Annotated in this window: 15 protein-coding genes; 8 read left to right on the forward strand and 7 right to left on the reverse strand. The window is 68.9% G+C overall.

Features of this window, described 5'->3' with window-relative positions; translation table 11 throughout:
- Positions 1–22: 22 nt before the first annotated feature.
- The 3 genes from V9K99_RS35920 (at position 23) to V9K99_RS35930 (ending at position 1,823) form a co-directional block, all read left to right on the forward strand.
- Positions 23–286 carry a phosphoribosyl-ATP diphosphatase gene (locus V9K99_RS35920; protein ID WP_337011548.1) on the forward strand — a complete coding sequence of 88 codons (264 nt, stop codon included), beginning with the start codon at positions 23–25 and terminating at the stop codon, positions 284–286.
- Between the two features lie 110 nt (positions 287–396).
- On the forward strand, positions 397–1,245 hold the full coding sequence (hisG, locus tag V9K99_RS35925; protein ID WP_337011550.1) for an ATP phosphoribosyltransferase: 849 nt from the start codon (positions 397–399) through the stop codon (positions 1,243–1,245).
- A gap of 119 nt (positions 1,246–1,364) precedes the next feature.
- Positions 1,365–1,823, forward strand: a complete 459-nt coding sequence (locus V9K99_RS35930; RefSeq protein ID WP_337011552.1) for a PH domain-containing protein — start codon at positions 1,365–1,367, stop codon at positions 1,821–1,823.
- Here the strand turns inward: V9K99_RS35930 and V9K99_RS35935 are convergent.
- Entirely contained in the window at positions 1,807–2,694 is an 888-nt protein-coding gene (locus V9K99_RS35935) for an aldose 1-epimerase family protein (protein ID WP_337011554.1), read from the reverse strand. The genes V9K99_RS35930 and V9K99_RS35935 overlap by 17 nt on opposite strands.
- Before the next feature lie 94 nt (positions 2,695–2,788).
- Between V9K99_RS35935 and V9K99_RS35940 the strand changes: the two genes are divergently transcribed.
- From V9K99_RS35940 to V9K99_RS35950, 3 genes are read left to right on the forward strand one after another with little or no spacing between them, the layout of a single operon-like run.
- Positions 2,789–3,142, forward strand: coding sequence for a YciI family protein (locus V9K99_RS35940; protein WP_337011555.1), 354 nt, complete (start codon positions 2,789–2,791; stop codon positions 3,140–3,142).
- Between the two features lie 6 nt (positions 3,143–3,148).
- Complete coding sequence (locus V9K99_RS35945; protein ID WP_337011557.1) at positions 3,149–4,375, forward strand: RNA polymerase sigma factor; 1,227 nt, start codon at positions 3,149–3,151, stop codon at positions 4,373–4,375.
- Positions 4,372–5,199: a class I SAM-dependent methyltransferase gene (locus V9K99_RS35950; protein ID WP_337011559.1), complete on the forward strand. Its 828-nt coding sequence runs from the start codon at positions 4,372–4,374 to the stop codon at positions 5,197–5,199. The genes V9K99_RS35945 and V9K99_RS35950 overlap by 4 nt, the downstream gene beginning before the upstream one ends.
- Here the strand turns inward: V9K99_RS35950 and V9K99_RS35955 are convergent.
- Together V9K99_RS35955 and V9K99_RS35960 are read right to left on the reverse strand one after the other, a co-directional pair.
- The gene (locus V9K99_RS35955) at positions 5,153–5,821 is read right to left on the reverse strand and encodes a uridine kinase family protein (RefSeq protein ID WP_337011560.1); all 669 of its coding nucleotides are present in this window, start codon (positions 5,819–5,821) and stop codon (positions 5,153–5,155) included. The two genes, V9K99_RS35950 and V9K99_RS35955, sit on opposite strands and share 47 nt — an antisense overlap.
- The gene (locus tag V9K99_RS35960; protein ID WP_337011562.1) at positions 5,808–6,311 is read right to left on the reverse strand and encodes a hypothetical protein; all 504 of its coding nucleotides are present in this window, start codon (positions 6,309–6,311) and stop codon (positions 5,808–5,810) included. Before V9K99_RS35960 ends, V9K99_RS35955 begins: the two co-directional genes overlap by 14 nt.
- A 294-nt stretch (positions 6,312–6,605) precedes the next feature.
- Between V9K99_RS35960 and V9K99_RS35965 the strand changes: the two genes are divergently transcribed.
- Positions 6,606–7,094 (forward strand): SseB family protein, encoded by a 489-nt coding sequence (locus V9K99_RS35965; RefSeq protein ID WP_337011564.1) that lies wholly within the window; start codon positions 6,606–6,608, stop codon positions 7,092–7,094.
- Positions 7,095–7,136: 42 nt separating this feature from the next.
- Here V9K99_RS35965 and V9K99_RS35970 read toward each other — a convergent pair whose 3' ends face one another.
- The 3 genes from V9K99_RS35970 to V9K99_RS35980 are packed head-to-tail and all read right to left on the reverse strand — an operon-like array spanning position 7,137 to position 10,728.
- Entirely contained in the window at positions 7,137–9,566 is a 2,430-nt protein-coding gene (locus tag V9K99_RS35970) for an ABC transporter permease (protein WP_337011566.1), read from the reverse strand.
- Positions 9,563–10,306 (reverse strand): ABC transporter ATP-binding protein, encoded by a 744-nt coding sequence (locus V9K99_RS35975; RefSeq protein WP_337011568.1) that lies wholly within the window; start codon positions 10,304–10,306, stop codon positions 9,563–9,565. Before V9K99_RS35975 ends, V9K99_RS35970 begins: the two co-directional genes overlap by 4 nt.
- A complete protein-coding gene (locus V9K99_RS35980) occupies positions 10,303–10,728 on the reverse strand; it encodes a DUF1707 SHOCT-like domain-containing protein (protein WP_337011570.1) in 426 nt (141 codons plus the stop codon). The genes V9K99_RS35975 and V9K99_RS35980 overlap by 4 nt, the downstream gene beginning before the upstream one ends.
- Before the next feature lie 141 nt (positions 10,729–10,869).
- Between V9K99_RS35980 and V9K99_RS35985 the strand changes: the two genes are divergently transcribed.
- Positions 10,870–11,586 carry a TetR/AcrR family transcriptional regulator gene (locus V9K99_RS35985; protein WP_337011572.1) on the forward strand — a complete coding sequence of 239 codons (717 nt, stop codon included), beginning with the start codon at positions 10,870–10,872 and terminating at the stop codon, positions 11,584–11,586.
- On the opposite strand, the gene V9K99_RS35990 is transcribed toward V9K99_RS35985, so the two are convergent.
- Positions 11,575–12,744 (reverse strand): glycoside hydrolase 5 family protein, encoded by a 1,170-nt coding sequence (locus tag V9K99_RS35990; protein WP_337011574.1) that lies wholly within the window; start codon positions 12,742–12,744, stop codon positions 11,575–11,577. The two genes, V9K99_RS35985 and V9K99_RS35990, sit on opposite strands and share 12 nt — an antisense overlap.
- Between the last annotated feature and the right edge of the window lie 392 nt (positions 12,745–13,136).

The raw sequence follows: 13,136 nt of genomic DNA on the forward strand, positions 1-13,136 counted from the left end.
GGGCATCTAGGCTGGGCGCGCGATGAAGACCTTTGAGGAACTGTTTGCCGAGCTGGGTGAGAAGGCGCTGACGCGGCCGGAGGGATCCGGGACCGTGGCGGCGCTGGATGCCGGCGTGCACGCGATCGGCAAGAAGCTGGTCGAGGAGGCCGCCGAGTCCTGGATGGCCGCCGAGCACGAGAGCAAGGAGCGGGCCGCGGAGGAGCTGTCCCAGCTGCTCTACCACGCGCAGGTCATGATGCACGCGCTCGGCCTGGACCTCGACGACGTGTACCGACATCTGTAGGAGCCGACTGTGTTGTGCGGCGTCGCTTCGCTCCGCGCCAGCGGGGGCTCCGCCACCCGCACCCCCTTGGCTTTGAGTCACCGGTTCACTTCTTCAGAAAGGGCAGTGCAATGCTGCGCGTCGCAGTACCCAACAAGGGCTCGCTGAGCGAGGCCGCCACCGAAATCCTGACCGAGGCCGGCTACAAGCAGCGCCGGACCACCAAGGACCTTGCGCTCACCGACGCCGCGAACGAGGTCGAGTTCTACTACCTGCGCCCCCGCGACATCGCCGTGTACGTCGGTGAGGGCACCCTCGACGTCGGCATCTCCGGCCGTGACCTGGTCCTCGACTCGCACGCTGACGCCGACGTGATCATGGGGCTCGGGTTCGGCGGGTCGACCTTCCGGTTCGCCGGTCCGCCCGGGGCCGCGACCTCGATCAAGGACCTGGCCGGCAAGCGGATCGCCACGTCGTACGCCGGGGTGCTGCAGGATCACCTGGCCGAGCACGGGGTCGAGGCCTCGGTGGTCCGCCTCGACGGCGCGGTCGAGTCGGCCGTCCAACTGGGCGTCGCGGACGTGATCGCGGATGTCGTCGAGACCGGTACGACGTTGCGCCAGGCCGGACTCGAGGTGTTCGGCGACCCGATCCTGCAGTCCGAGGCAGTCCTGATCAAGCGGCACGGCGTGGAGACCCCGCCGAACGGGATGCAGCAGCTGATCCGCCGGCTCGAGGGCGTCCTGATCGCGCGGAACTACGTGATGATGGACTACGACATCCGCGCCGAGCAGGTCGACGCGGCCACCGCGGTCGCGCCGGGGCTCGAGTCGCCGACGGTGTCCCCGCTGCACCGCCAGGGCTGGGTCGCCGTCCGAGTGATGGTGCAGCGGGCCGACGCGCAGCGGATCATGGACCAGCTGTGGGAGGTGGGCGCGCGTGCCATCCTCACCACTGACATCCACGCCTGCCGGATCTGACGTGACAGTATGGATGCCACGCCTCCGGCGCGGCGGGTCATGGGGCCTTGGCTCCCGGCCTTCCCTCGTCACTCCAGTCGCTTCGCTCCCTGCGCTCCTCAGTCCAGGCCGGGGGCCCCATGACCGGTGACCAGCGGCTCTTCACCTTCCATCCGCGGATCGTCGCGGTGATGGCCGGTGGGATGGGGTTGTCGCTGATCGCGGTGTTCGGGGTGATCTGGTTCCGGCTGTCGGAGGACGCCCGGGACACGTTCAGCTGGTTCCAGCGGCTGACGTTGCTGGCGTTCTTCGGTGCGATCCTGTGGATCCTGTACCGGATGGTCACGCTGCGGGTGACGGCGTACCCGGACCGGCTGCGGGTGCGGAACGTCTTCAAGTCCTACACGCTGCCGTGGTCCGAGGTGTCCGCGCTGCGGTTCAAGCCGGGCGACGCGTGGCTCCAGCTGTTCGATGCTGATGGCAACCGTCTGGGCATCCTCGCGGTCCAGGCCGCCGAGGGCGTCCGGGCGGGCCGGGCCGCCAAGGAGTTGGCGGCCGTTGCTCGCGAGCGTGGGGCGGGGCCTAGACCGACACCGTGAAGCTGGAGGTGTGGGTGTCGCCAGGCTTCAGTACGACGAGGTTCTGGCCGGTGATGAAGGCGTTCGGCGGACACGTCATCGGCTCGACGGCGAGCGCCGCACGTCCGATCGCGCCGCCGGTGTAGAGCTGCAGCCAGGCCGTGTCACTGGTCAGGACCGACCGGTTGCCGGAGTCCGGATCCGTCAGCGTCACCGACCACGTGCTGCCGCCCAGTCCGGTGAACGCGTTGTCGATGTCGAGATCCCCGATCAGCCGGCCCGTGCTGAAGTCGTACGGCGTGTCGTGAATCGGCGAGAGCCCGATCGGCGTCATCCGCTCCGGCGACACCTCCAGCCACTCTGCCGCGTGGAACTCCAGCACGCACTCGTCGATCACCCGGCCGACACTCAGATACGGATGCGTTCCATATCCGTACGGCGCATCGCTCGCACCCACGTTGGTCGCCTGAGCGGTCACGGTGAGCCCGTCGGCCAGATGGTACGTGAGGCGCAGGTCGAGCTGATGCGGGTACCCAGGCTGACCGTGCAGCCGATGACCGACCTCGACCACCGCCGGGTCGGTGCCGTCGTCGATGCGCTCCCAGTTCGCCCAGCGGGTCAGACCGTGGATCGCGTTCTGGCGGGCCGGCTCGGTCAGGTACAGCTGCTCGTCGACGCCCTCGAAGGTGTACTTCCCGTCGGTGATCCGGTTCGGCCACGGGAACATGTGCTGCCCGATCCCCGCATGCGCCGGCTCGTTCTCGCCGTACCCGAGCAGCACTTCGCGCCCGTCGTACGTGAGCCTGCGCAGTCCACCGCCAACGCTCACCACCGTGGCGACGTACCCACCGGCCTCCAGCACCCACTGCTCTCCTGACGGCGCAACATTCATGGCCCCATCCTCACAAATTTCCTGACCGTTGCTGTCCATCGGGGCCTGACCCGTTCGTGGTGATGCTGTAAACACGCCTACAGGAGGTTCCGAGATGAAGTATCTGCTGCTGATCAACGCCGGTGAGCTGGACACGAGCGGTGACGTGGTCGGGTGTGAACCGGAGGACTGGATGCGGTTCGACAAGGAGATCCAGGACGCCGGGGTCGTGGTCGCCTCCGAGTCGCTGGCCGACCTGGTCACGTCCACCCGGGTCCAGGTCGGAGGAGACGGCAAGAAGACCGTGACCGATGGGCCGTTCGCGGAGACCCGGGAGGTCCTGGGCGGTTTCTACGTGATCGACGTACCGGATCTCGACGTCGCGCTCGACTGGGCCGCCAAGTGCCCGGGCTCGCGGGGTGGCGGCTCGATCGACGTCCGCCCGGTCGCCGAGTTCCCGGGGGCCTGAGCCGGTATGCACGAACAGGTCGAGGCGGTGTTCCGGGAGGAGCGCGGGCGGTTGCTGGCCGCGCTCGCCCGGCGGTTCGGTGACCTCGACCTGGCCGAGGAGGTCGCGTCGGAGGCGATCGAGACGGCGCTGGTGAAGTGGCCGGTCGACGGCGTACCGCCGAACCCGGGTGCCTGGCTGATGACCACGGCTCGGCGGAGGGCGGTCGACCGGTTGCGGCGCGACCAGGTGTACGCCGCCAAACTCGCCGTACTGCAGGTCGAGGCGGACCGGGCAGCGCCGCCGGCCGTTGGGGATGAGCTGCCGGATGAGCGGCTGCAGCTGTTCTTCACCTGCGCTCATCCGGCCCTCGCGGCCGAGGACCGTGGCGCGCTGACGCTGCGGTGCCTGGCCGGGCTGACCACGCCGGAGGTGGCACGGGCGTTCCTGGTCCCGACCGCGACGATGGCGAAGCGGATCGTCCGGGCGAAGAAGAAGATCAAGGACGCGCGGATCCCGTTCCGCGTCCCCGGCCCGGACGAGTTGCCGGAGCGGCTGCCGGGTGTCCTGCAGGTGATCTACTCGGTCTTCACCGAGGGGTACGCGGCCAGTTCGGGACCGTTCCTGCAGCGCCTCGACCTCGCCGAGGAGGCGATCCGGCTGGCCCGGATCCTGCGCCGGCTGCTTCCGGACGAACGCGAGGTCGCCGGCCTGCTCGCCCTGATGCTGCTGATCCACGCCCGCCGTGACGCCCGCACCGGCCCCGACGGCTCGGTGGTACTTCTCGACGACCAGGACCGCAGCCTCTGGGACCGAGAAATGATCGCCGAGGGCGCCGAATTGGTTGTCGCTTCGCTGAGCGGCGGCCCGGCCGGTCCGTACGGCGTCCAGGCCGCGATCGCCGCCCTGCACGACGAGGGGCCCGACGTCGCCGGCACCGACTGGCCGCAAATCGTTGCCCTGTACGACGTCCTGGTCACGATCGACCCGTCACCGGTGGTCGAACTCAACCGGGCCGCAGCGATCGCGATGCGCGACGGACCTGAGGCGGGGTTGGCACTGCTCGACGAGTTGGCCGGCGAGCCTCGGTTGCGCGACTACCACCCGTTCCCGATGGCGCGGGCCGATCTCCTGCACCGCCTCGGCCGCTTGCCGGAGGCAACAGCGGCGTACGAGGAAGCCCTCGCCCTGGCCGGCACCGAACCAGATCGAGCCCACCTGCGCCGCCGCATCGAGGAGCTGAACCAGCCGTGACAGATGAACGCTTGGCGAGGGTTGCCCGAGGCTGGGACGAAGCCGCGGAAGGCTATGAGCGCTACTTCGTTCCCCGCTTCGCACCCTGGGTGGTCGCAGCCGTGAACGCCCTCACCAGCGCGCAGTCCGGGGCGCCCGGGCTGCCGGAGGGCCCGATTCTCGTGCCGTGTTGTGGCACGTTTCCTGAGCTGGACCTGTTGATCGAGCGGTTCCCGGACCGAGAGATCGCCGGGATCGACCTGTCGGCCGAGATGGTGCGGTTGGCCCGTGAGCGTGCGGCTCGGCTGGGCTGCAGCGACGTCGACGTGGTGCAGGGCGATGCGCAGGTCCTGGATCCACGGTGGGCCGGTCGGTGTGCGGCCGTCGTCTCGGTGTTCGGGCTCCAGCAGTTGCCCGATCCTGAGACCGCGATCCGGTCGTGGTTGGACGCGCTGACCCCCGGCGGGCGATTGTCCGTCGTCTACTGGCCCGAAATCACCGAGGACGACGGTCCGTTCGCGTTGGTGGCGAAGCTGCTCGGCGAGCGAAGCGACTACTCCTGGGAGAGCCGTCTCGTGACCGGACTCGACGCTGAGATCGAGCGCGACGAGTTGGTGTCCTACCCGATGACGCACCCCGACGCGGCGACGTACTTCGACACTGCCAACCACGGCGGGTCGATGCGCGCGCTGGCGCTGGCCCGTGGTGACGAATTCATCGCGCAACTCCGCGAGAACTACCTGCGCCATGCACCCGCAGGGGAGTGGACCCACCATCCGCGAGCGCGGCTGATCGTGGTCAGGAAGCCGCTGAGTCGTGCGGAGGCAACGCCACCGACTTCGTGACGAGCTCCAGCGCCGGGTCGTGCGCGATCGACGGATCGCCGTCGACGATCACATGCGCTCGTGAGCGGGTCCCCTGCTCGGCGAAGTGGTCGCGCTCCCACCGCATCCACTCGAGCCAGTGGTCCCGCAGCGCCTCGCCGTCACGGGCGATACCGCGATCCAGCCGCACCTCGTTCGACGTCTCGATCCACAGTCGCAGTGACTGCCAGTGGTCGGCGTCGCGGTCGCACGAGGTGACGCCTTCGACGATCAGCAGTTCGACGGTCACGGGTACGACGTGGAGCTCGGCGTACGCACCGGTGTGCCAGTCGTAGCGCCGGTACCGTCCCTCGCGGCCGTCCGCGATCCGCTGCAGTACGTGGTCGCGGAGCAGGCCGAATCCACGGACCGCACCGGTCCAGCCGTCGTACAGGTCGTCCATGTGGATGACGCGGGTGTGGAGTCCGCGGGCCTCGGCGCGGGCCGCGAAGCTCGCCGCGAGGGTGGACTTTCCGGAGCCGGCTGGTCCGTCGATGCTGATCAGCCGGGTCTTGCCGAGCCGGGGTGGGGCGGCCTGGACGTGGTCCAGCAGGGAGTCGATGGTCAGCGGGGCAGGGGGCGTTTCCTGGTCAGTTGATTCCATGGCGCTTCAAGATGTCCTCGATCTCGTCGAACTCCGACGATTCCTGCTGCTTCGCCTTCGACCCCTTCGGAGGCTTGGCAGCTTTGGCGGGAGCGGCCGACGCGGGTGCGGGACCCGTGGCGGTCAGCTCACCCGCGGGCGAGGCGGGCTTTGACTGTGCCTTGTCCTTTGGTGCCCTGTCCCCACCGCGGCCCCGGGCTACACCCGAGACGACGTACAGGACGACCGAGACGCCGAACAGCGCGACCCCGGCCCACACGGTGGGGGAGAAGATCAGGTGGGTGACCCAGCTGACGCTCGAGCGCACCACGTCCCAGACCAGCTCGAGCAGGCCGGTCAGGTACAGCGAGACCGGCAACAGGGACCAGGCCACGCCACGGGTAGCGGCCGCCGCCCCGCGGCGCCGCCAGGCGGCCCACGAGCCGATCAGGCCGAGCAGCGTGAGGCCCACACAGAACGGCAGCAGCGTCAGATCGTTGAAGTCAGGCACATACCCAGGCTCGCACAGTCCCCTGCGGAACCAAGCCGGGAACAGCCCTGACACCACCCTGAAACTCTCGCCCGGATCCCCACCCCGGACCCCCACCACTCACCAACCTCGCCCTCACCCAAACCATCGCCGCCCCGCGAGCGTGGCGGGAGCCGCCCGCTCGCGGTTGGTGAGTGGTGGGCGTCCGCGGACCTCCAGGCCATCACGGTTGGCGGTGCTGGGCGCCGGGAGCGTGGCGGGTGCTGCGCGGGTGCGATTGTGATGGGCTGGCGGTCCGGAGGCAGAATCGTGCGTATGCAACCAGAGCGGCGGTTGGCGTTTACCGGGTTCGACAACGACGACGGGTCGGCCGACCCCACGCTGGCGAAGGCGCTCGCGGAGGGTGATCACGGAGCGCTGCTGGCCGCACTGACCAAGGCGCGGCTGCTGGTGCCGGTCGTGGCGATGCTCGGCGAGGTCGAGTACGACGAGAACGGCCTGGCCCACGACAAGACGTCGGACATGGCGGTCGCCCTGCTCCAAGGACAGGACGGCCGGAATGCGCTCCTCGCCTTCACCAGCACCGAAAGCCTGGCCCGCTGGAGCCCGGAGGCCCGCCCGATGCCGGCCCAGTCCCAACTGGTCGCGACCGCGGCCGTCCAGGAAGGCGCCGCCGCGATCGTCCTCGACGTCGCCGGCCCGGCCGCCGGTGTGATCGAGACCGACGACCTACGACGCCTCGCCGCCGGCCTTCAGGTGATCCGCCTGGAAGACGGCAGCTACGCCTGGATCGAGCCAGCCTGAGCCCCGCCGGTTTCCGGAAGATCGCTGCCACGGAGTGCAACCTCATCCGACTGGTGAGCTGAGCGCATCCATCGGCCTCACCCGCATCGCGAGACGCGCGGTGATGGCGGTGGTCGGGAGGACCAGGAGCAGTACGACGGCGATCCACCCGAGCAGGATCAAGGGCGAGCCGGACGGGATCGGCCAACCACGCGTTGCGACCGCGATCGGCAGCACCGCGCAGGCCGCGGTCAGGACACCGAGGACGAGACCGAGGACCGCGATCACCAGGTGCTCCAGGTAGAGCATTGCCTTCACCTGCCGCCGGGTCGAGCCGGTCAGCCGCTGCAGGCCGAACTCGCGTCGCCGGTCGAGGACGGCGACCGCGATCGTGTTGACCGAGGCGATCGCCGTGTACGCGATCGCGATCCCGGCCAGCAGATACCCGATCCACGCATCGATCCCGAGACCCGCGTCGTACCCGTCTCCGAGCGCCTCGCTGACGGTCGCCCCAGGCAGCGTCGGCGCAATCGTCTGATCCGTCTGCAACAACACCTGGGTCGGAAGCCCGGTCGTGGTGTGCGCGGCCAGTAGCGCCGAGGGCAACAGAAGAGGCTCGTAGCCATCGGGACCCTCCGCGAGCGCGACCACCTTGACCTTCACCAGCGCGTTGTCGCCCAGACGAAGTCCGATCTCGGACCCGACGCCCACCTTCAGCTTGCGCGCGGCGTCAGGTGGCAACGCGACGGTCGAGCCGGTGAGATCGCTCAGCGACCCTGCCTTCACCTTGCCCTTGTAGACCGGTCCGTTGAGACCGAGCAGCGGCCATGGATCGCTGGTGTGTGAGGCGTCGTACGGTTCCTCGATCCAGCCCTTGCTACGAACCAGTTCGGACGCCGCGGTGACTCCCGGCAGCGATCGCAGTTCCTCGAACTGGCCGGCCGTGATACCCCCGGGCCTTGTCACGACGACGTTGGCGGCGAGGTTGTCCGTGTACGCCTCGACTGCGGCCTTCTGCTGAGTGGTCTGGGAGTAGATGTTGCCCAGTGCAATCGCCGAAGCGAGCGTGATCGGCACCAGGATCGCGGTGAACTGGGCCGCCCGGACCCGGAGGTTGATCACGGCGAGCAACCCACTCGAGCCGCGCTTCTCCATCAGCGCCGTCACCCGCGGAACCAGCGCCGACCGGATCACCAGCGGCCCGAGGATCGCGACCGCGATCGACCCGGTCAGCCCGGCCGGCCCACCGATCGCGGCCGCGTTCACCGGACTCATGAACATCGTGGCGACCGCAAGACACCCGGTCCCGATCGCGAAGACAGCACCGATGACAAGCCTCGGCCGTCCGAGCACACCAGCCGGTACGGCGGCCTCGGCGAGCGCCTGGATCGGCCGGATCCGCGCCGCCCGTCCAGCCGCGAAGCCCACTGTCGCCCGCACTACCACGAACGTCAGCAGCGCGGCCCCGGCGAACGGCAACGGCCCCTGGTCGAACCGCAACTGCGACGGCACGATCCCGCTGCCGGCCAGCATCCCGAAGATCCAGTCACCGGCGACCCGGCCGGCCAACAGCCCGAGCGCCAGGCCGATCACCCCAACCACCATGGTTTCGGCGACCACCATCCGGCTGACCTGACGCGGGGTCGCACCGCTTGCCCTGAGCAACGCCAGCTCACGCCGTCGCTGGCGGACCGACAACCCGATCGTGGCCGACACCACCAGTGCCATCACCACGGCCACCATCCCACCGAAGACGCCGGACATGATGATCAACGGCAGACTCGTCGCGATCCCGGCGTACTCCGCGACGCCCCGGTCGTCCCCGACGTACGCCGAAACACCGTCCGGCAACTCCAGTCGTCGTACCAGGTCCCGGGCCGAGACCCCCGGCGCCGGGAACACGCCGATCGCGTCGAATCCACCTGGCGCCAGCCGAGCAGCGTCCGCGTCGTTGAAGAACACCGACGGAGTGTCGACGTGAGACGCCGCGACACCAGCGACCGTGAATGACTGTGGCTCTCCGTTGACGACCACACTGATCTGGTCACCCAGACCTAGTCGCTCGCTGACCACAACCTCACCGCTCGCAGGCGCATGACCTGCAATGAGTTGGTATGGCGTCAACGCGGCCGAACTCCACCGGTGGCCGCCGATGAGGTCTTTGCTTGGGGCAACCATGACCGGGAAGGAACGGTCCAGGATCACCTGCGCGACTCCCGTCGTACCGGCGAGCTTGGTGACGACAGAAGCATCGACGCGGTGCCGTTCGGGGAAGGCGACGGAGCCGGAGCCGTTCGGTGGGTGGTAGGCCGGGTCGCCGGTGACGACGATAGGGGCGGCGGCGAGGCGCTGTGGTGGGGCGTTGAGCCGGAGCCCGGTTTCGAGCAGTCCGCCGGCGGCACAGAGCAGGGAGCTGCCGAGCGTCACCGCGACGAAGATCGCGAGGAATGCCGCGGTCCGGTGGCGGAGGCTGGAGAAGGCGAGGCGGATCATGGCGAGACCTTCGATCGGGACGAGAGCTGGGCAAGGTGGGCCGCGACGGATTCGGGAGTCGGGCGGGTGGTCTCGGAGACGATCCGGCCGTCGACCAGGAAGACGACGCGATCGGCGTACGACGCCGCGACCGGGTCATGGGTGACCATCACGATCGTCTGGCCGAGCGACCGCGACTGATCCCGGAGCAGCGACAGCACCTCGAGCGCGGTGGTCGTGTCCAGCGCTCCGGTCGGCTCGTCGGCGAACGTGATCGCCGCCCGACCCGCCAATGCCCGTGCGATCGCCACGCGCTGCTGCTGACCACCTGACAGTTCACTCGGCCGATGCCGGACCCGGTCGCCGAGCCCGACGCGCTCGATCACCTCCGAGACCCACGCCCGGTCCGGCGACTTGCCGGCCAGAGTGAGCGGCAGTACGACGTTCTGCCGCACAGTCAGCGTGGGCATCAGGTTGAACGACTGGAACACGAAGGCCACGTGCTCACGTCGCAATTCGGTCAGTGCGGTCTCGTTGAGACCACGCAGCGGGCGGTTGACCAGAAGTACGTCGCCGGACGTCGGTGCGTCGAGTCCGGCGGCGCAGTGCAGCAGTGTGCTCTTGCCGGACCCGGACGGGCCCATCACCGCGGTGAACGTGCCCTCGGCGAACCCGTAGGTGACACCGTCCAACGCGGTGACCGAGCCCGGACCGGTCCCGTAGACCTTGCGGACGTCGGTGAGCTGGACCGGCGCGCTCACTGCTCCACCTGTACGGCGGTCTTGCGGTGGTACGACTCGTGGGTCCACCAGAGGATGCCGACGGCGAGGCCGAGTCCGACAGAGGAGAACAGCCACCACGGCCAGTCGAGGTTCCCGAAGGCGGCCATGGTCAGCCAGACCACGAACTGCACCACGCAGGTGACCAGCCAGATCGCAGTGGCCGCGCGCATCCCGACGGTGAGGCCGTCCGGTGGGAGAGCGCCGTACACACCGTCGAAGACCTGGCGGAGTTCGCCGCGGGTACGGGCGGTGTCCAGGAGGTCCCGTCGGCCGGCTGCCTGCGGGGGAGTGAGTGTGCCCTGCCGGACGGCGTGGTCCAGCTTGGCGGCTGCGGCCTGTCGGTCGGCGTCGGACAGCTGGACCTGGTCGGGCATCAACAGCGGGTCGAGGACGGTGTTCATGAGAGGTGCCTGCCTTCAGTGCGTTGGGGTTTGTTGTGAAATAGCGTAAGGATTGAACAGTTTCTTCGACAGGGAGCTGAGGACCCGTTTCGTGGGTGGTGCTAGGTCCCCTGCCGGCCGCCGTACGCGAGGATGGGAGTCATGACCGAGGACCGCGGGGAGCTGCCGCCGGGGCTGGCCCTGTCGTGGGGTGTGCAGCCGGTGCAGCGGCGCGGACCGAAGCCGGGGTTCTCGGTGGAGCAGATCGTGGACACCGGGATCGAGTTCGGCGACCGGTACGGGTTCGAGGCGATCTCACTGCAGCGGATCGCGGCGCACCTCGGCGTCACCACGAACGCGATGTACCGCTACGTCCGGTCCAAGGACGAGCTGATCGTCCTCGTCCAGGACAAGGCGCTGGGCCGGGCGCCGGAGTCGATCCTCGCGGCCGGCGGCTGGCGGGCGGGTGCCGACGCGTGGGTGCGTGCGGCCGTGGACCGGTACGCCGAGCGTCCGTGGCTGCTCGACGTACCGATTCGTGGTGCGCCGAATACGCCGAACCAGCTGCACTGGCTGGAGGTGCTGCTCCGGGTCCTGGCGGAGACGTCGCTCAGTCAGCACGACGCGCTCGGCTGCGCGGTGCTGTTGTCCGGGTACGCCCGCAGCTACTCGACCATGGTGCGTGAGCTGACCGCCAATGTCGACGTACCGGTGCAGGCGCCGGCTGTCGGGGCGTTCCTGGTGCCGAGGCTGCAGGAGGCCGGCTTCGAGATGGTGGCCGCGCTCTACACCAACCAGGAATACGAGGACGAGGTCGACGACGACCTGGACTTCGGTCTGACCCGCATCCTCGACGGCATCGAGAAGCTAGTCAGGTAAGGCGATTCGCACCGGCCCGTTGGCCCGGGCAGCGACCCACTGCAGGTGGAACTCGCTGCCGGGGGCAACTTCCGGGCGGCGGTCCGGCTCGGTCCGCAGGTTGACGGGACACGTGAGCGTCGTCGCCGGCTGAGGGGTGATCCCGGTGGAGCGGACCTCGGTGATCACGTCGGCGAGCGCCTGCGCGGCGGGCTTGCGTTCGTGGTCCACGGTGAACAAGCCGAGGTCGTACTCACGGTCCGGGAAGTCCAGCAGTCGCCGGTCGATGTCATGCGACGACCACCAGGTGACACCCCACAACGCCGGGTTGGCCAGCACCAACTCGACCGTCCGCCGGGTGAACTCGGCCTGCAGCTCCACCGGAATATCAGGCCCGGGTACGCCGATCTCCTGCAACCAAACGGGTCGCGCCTGATCCAGCGACGTCGCCGCGGCCAGCTCGACCAAGTAGTCCGCATGGCTGAGCGTCGCCGGACCGAGCGGACCGTCCACGCGGGATACCCCGTTGAAAACCCACGAGTGGACAGTGCTCAAATCCCCCAGGTCCACCACGTCCACCGGATGGAACGGATGATCGGCCTTGTACCAGGCGTCGTCGAACACCGAATGCAGAGCCACTACGCCGGGCGCCGTCTTCTTGACCGTGGTCAACAGCTCCTGCGCCCAACTCGTCGAGTGCTCGAAGCTGGTCGCGCTGTCCGGCCAGAGGTTGTTCACCTCGTTCCCGAGCGTGATCGCGAAAACGTTCGGCTTCGTCGCCACCGCCCGCGCGACGGTCTCGACGTACGACCTGAGCCCCTCGCGGACCGTCGAGTCCTCGAACAGGCTGGCCTTGTGCCAGGTGAGCACCCAGGACGGGAGGAAGTCGAAGCTGGAGAGGTGACCCTGGATCAGATCGACCGCGACAGTCAGCCCGTGTTCGGCGGCGGCGTCGATGGTGTCCAGCAGATCCTCGATCGCCCGCTCCCGGATGATCGCCCGGTTCGGCTGGATCCACGGCCAGATCGGGAACACCCGGACGTGATCCAGACCCAACCCGGCCAGATCAGCGAAGTCCCGCCGTACCGCCGCACCGTCGTAATCCAGCCAGCTGTAAAACCACCCAGCCGAGGGCACGTAGTTGGCCCCGAACCGAGGCACGACGGATTCCAAGCGCATCCCCCAACACTAAATCGGTTTAGAAAACCAAGCAACCTCACCCCCGCGAACCCACCCCTCATCCCACAGGTTCCCCCACCTCCCCCCGGTCCAACTCCCACTCCGCCAGCCCCCATCCCGCCGGTCAACCCCTCACCTCGGCGGGCAATCCCTCACCTCGGCGGGCAACCTCGGTGCTCGGGAGGGTTGCCCGCTCGGATCGGGGGTTGCCCCTCGAGCTTCCCAGTGGGCAACCCCACACCTCGCTGGGCAACCTCCCGGGTCGGCGGCCAACCCCTCATCTCGCCGGCCGACCCCTCATCTCGGCGGGCAACGTCGGTGCTCGGGAGGGTTGCCCGCTCGGATCGGGGGTTGCCCCTCGAGCTTCCCAGTGGGCAACCCCACACCTCGCT

The organism is Kribbella sp. CCNWLW201 (assembly GCF_037203805.1).
Classification (GTDB): Bacteria; Actinomycetota; Actinomycetes; order Propionibacteriales; family Kribbellaceae; genus Kribbella.

Excerpts from the sequence above, each read along its gene's own strand:
- V9K99_RS35940 (WP_337011555.1), top strand. The coding sequence starts at position 2,789 with ATGAAGTATCTGCTGCTGATCAACGCCGGTGAGCTGGACACGAGCGGT.
- V9K99_RS35965 (WP_337011564.1), top strand. The coding sequence starts at position 6,606 with ATGCAACCAGAGCGGCGGTTGGCGTTTACCGGGTTCGACAACGACGAC.
- V9K99_RS35980 (WP_337011570.1), bottom strand. The coding sequence starts at position 10,728 with ATGAACACCGTCCTCGACCCGCTGTTGATGCCCGACCAGGTCCAGCTG.
- V9K99_RS35920 (WP_337011548.1), top strand. The coding sequence starts at position 23 with ATGAAGACCTTTGAGGAACTGTTTGCCGAGCTGGGTGAGAAGGCGCTG.
- V9K99_RS35990 (WP_337011574.1), bottom strand. The coding sequence starts at position 12,744 with ATGCGCTTGGAATCCGTCGTGCCTCGGTTCGGGGCCAACTACGTGCCC.
- V9K99_RS35955 (WP_337011560.1), bottom strand. The coding sequence starts at position 5,821 with ATGGAATCAACTGACCAGGAAACGCCCCCTGCCCCGCTGACCATCGAC.
- V9K99_RS35985 (WP_337011572.1), top strand. The coding sequence starts at position 10,870 with ATGACCGAGGACCGCGGGGAGCTGCCGCCGGGGCTGGCCCTGTCGTGG.
- V9K99_RS35930 (WP_337011552.1), top strand. The coding sequence starts at position 1,365 with ATGACCGGTGACCAGCGGCTCTTCACCTTCCATCCGCGGATCGTCGCG.
- V9K99_RS35970 (WP_337011566.1), bottom strand. The coding sequence starts at position 9,566 with ATGATCCGCCTCGCCTTCTCCAGCCTCCGCCACCGGACCGCGGCATTC.
- V9K99_RS35945 (WP_337011557.1), top strand. The coding sequence starts at position 3,149 with ATGCACGAACAGGTCGAGGCGGTGTTCCGGGAGGAGCGCGGGCGGTTG.
- hisG (WP_337011550.1), top strand. The coding sequence starts at position 397 with ATGCTGCGCGTCGCAGTACCCAACAAGGGCTCGCTGAGCGAGGCCGCC.
- V9K99_RS35935 (WP_337011554.1), bottom strand. The coding sequence starts at position 2,694 with ATGAATGTTGCGCCGTCAGGAGAGCAGTGGGTGCTGGAGGCCGGTGGG.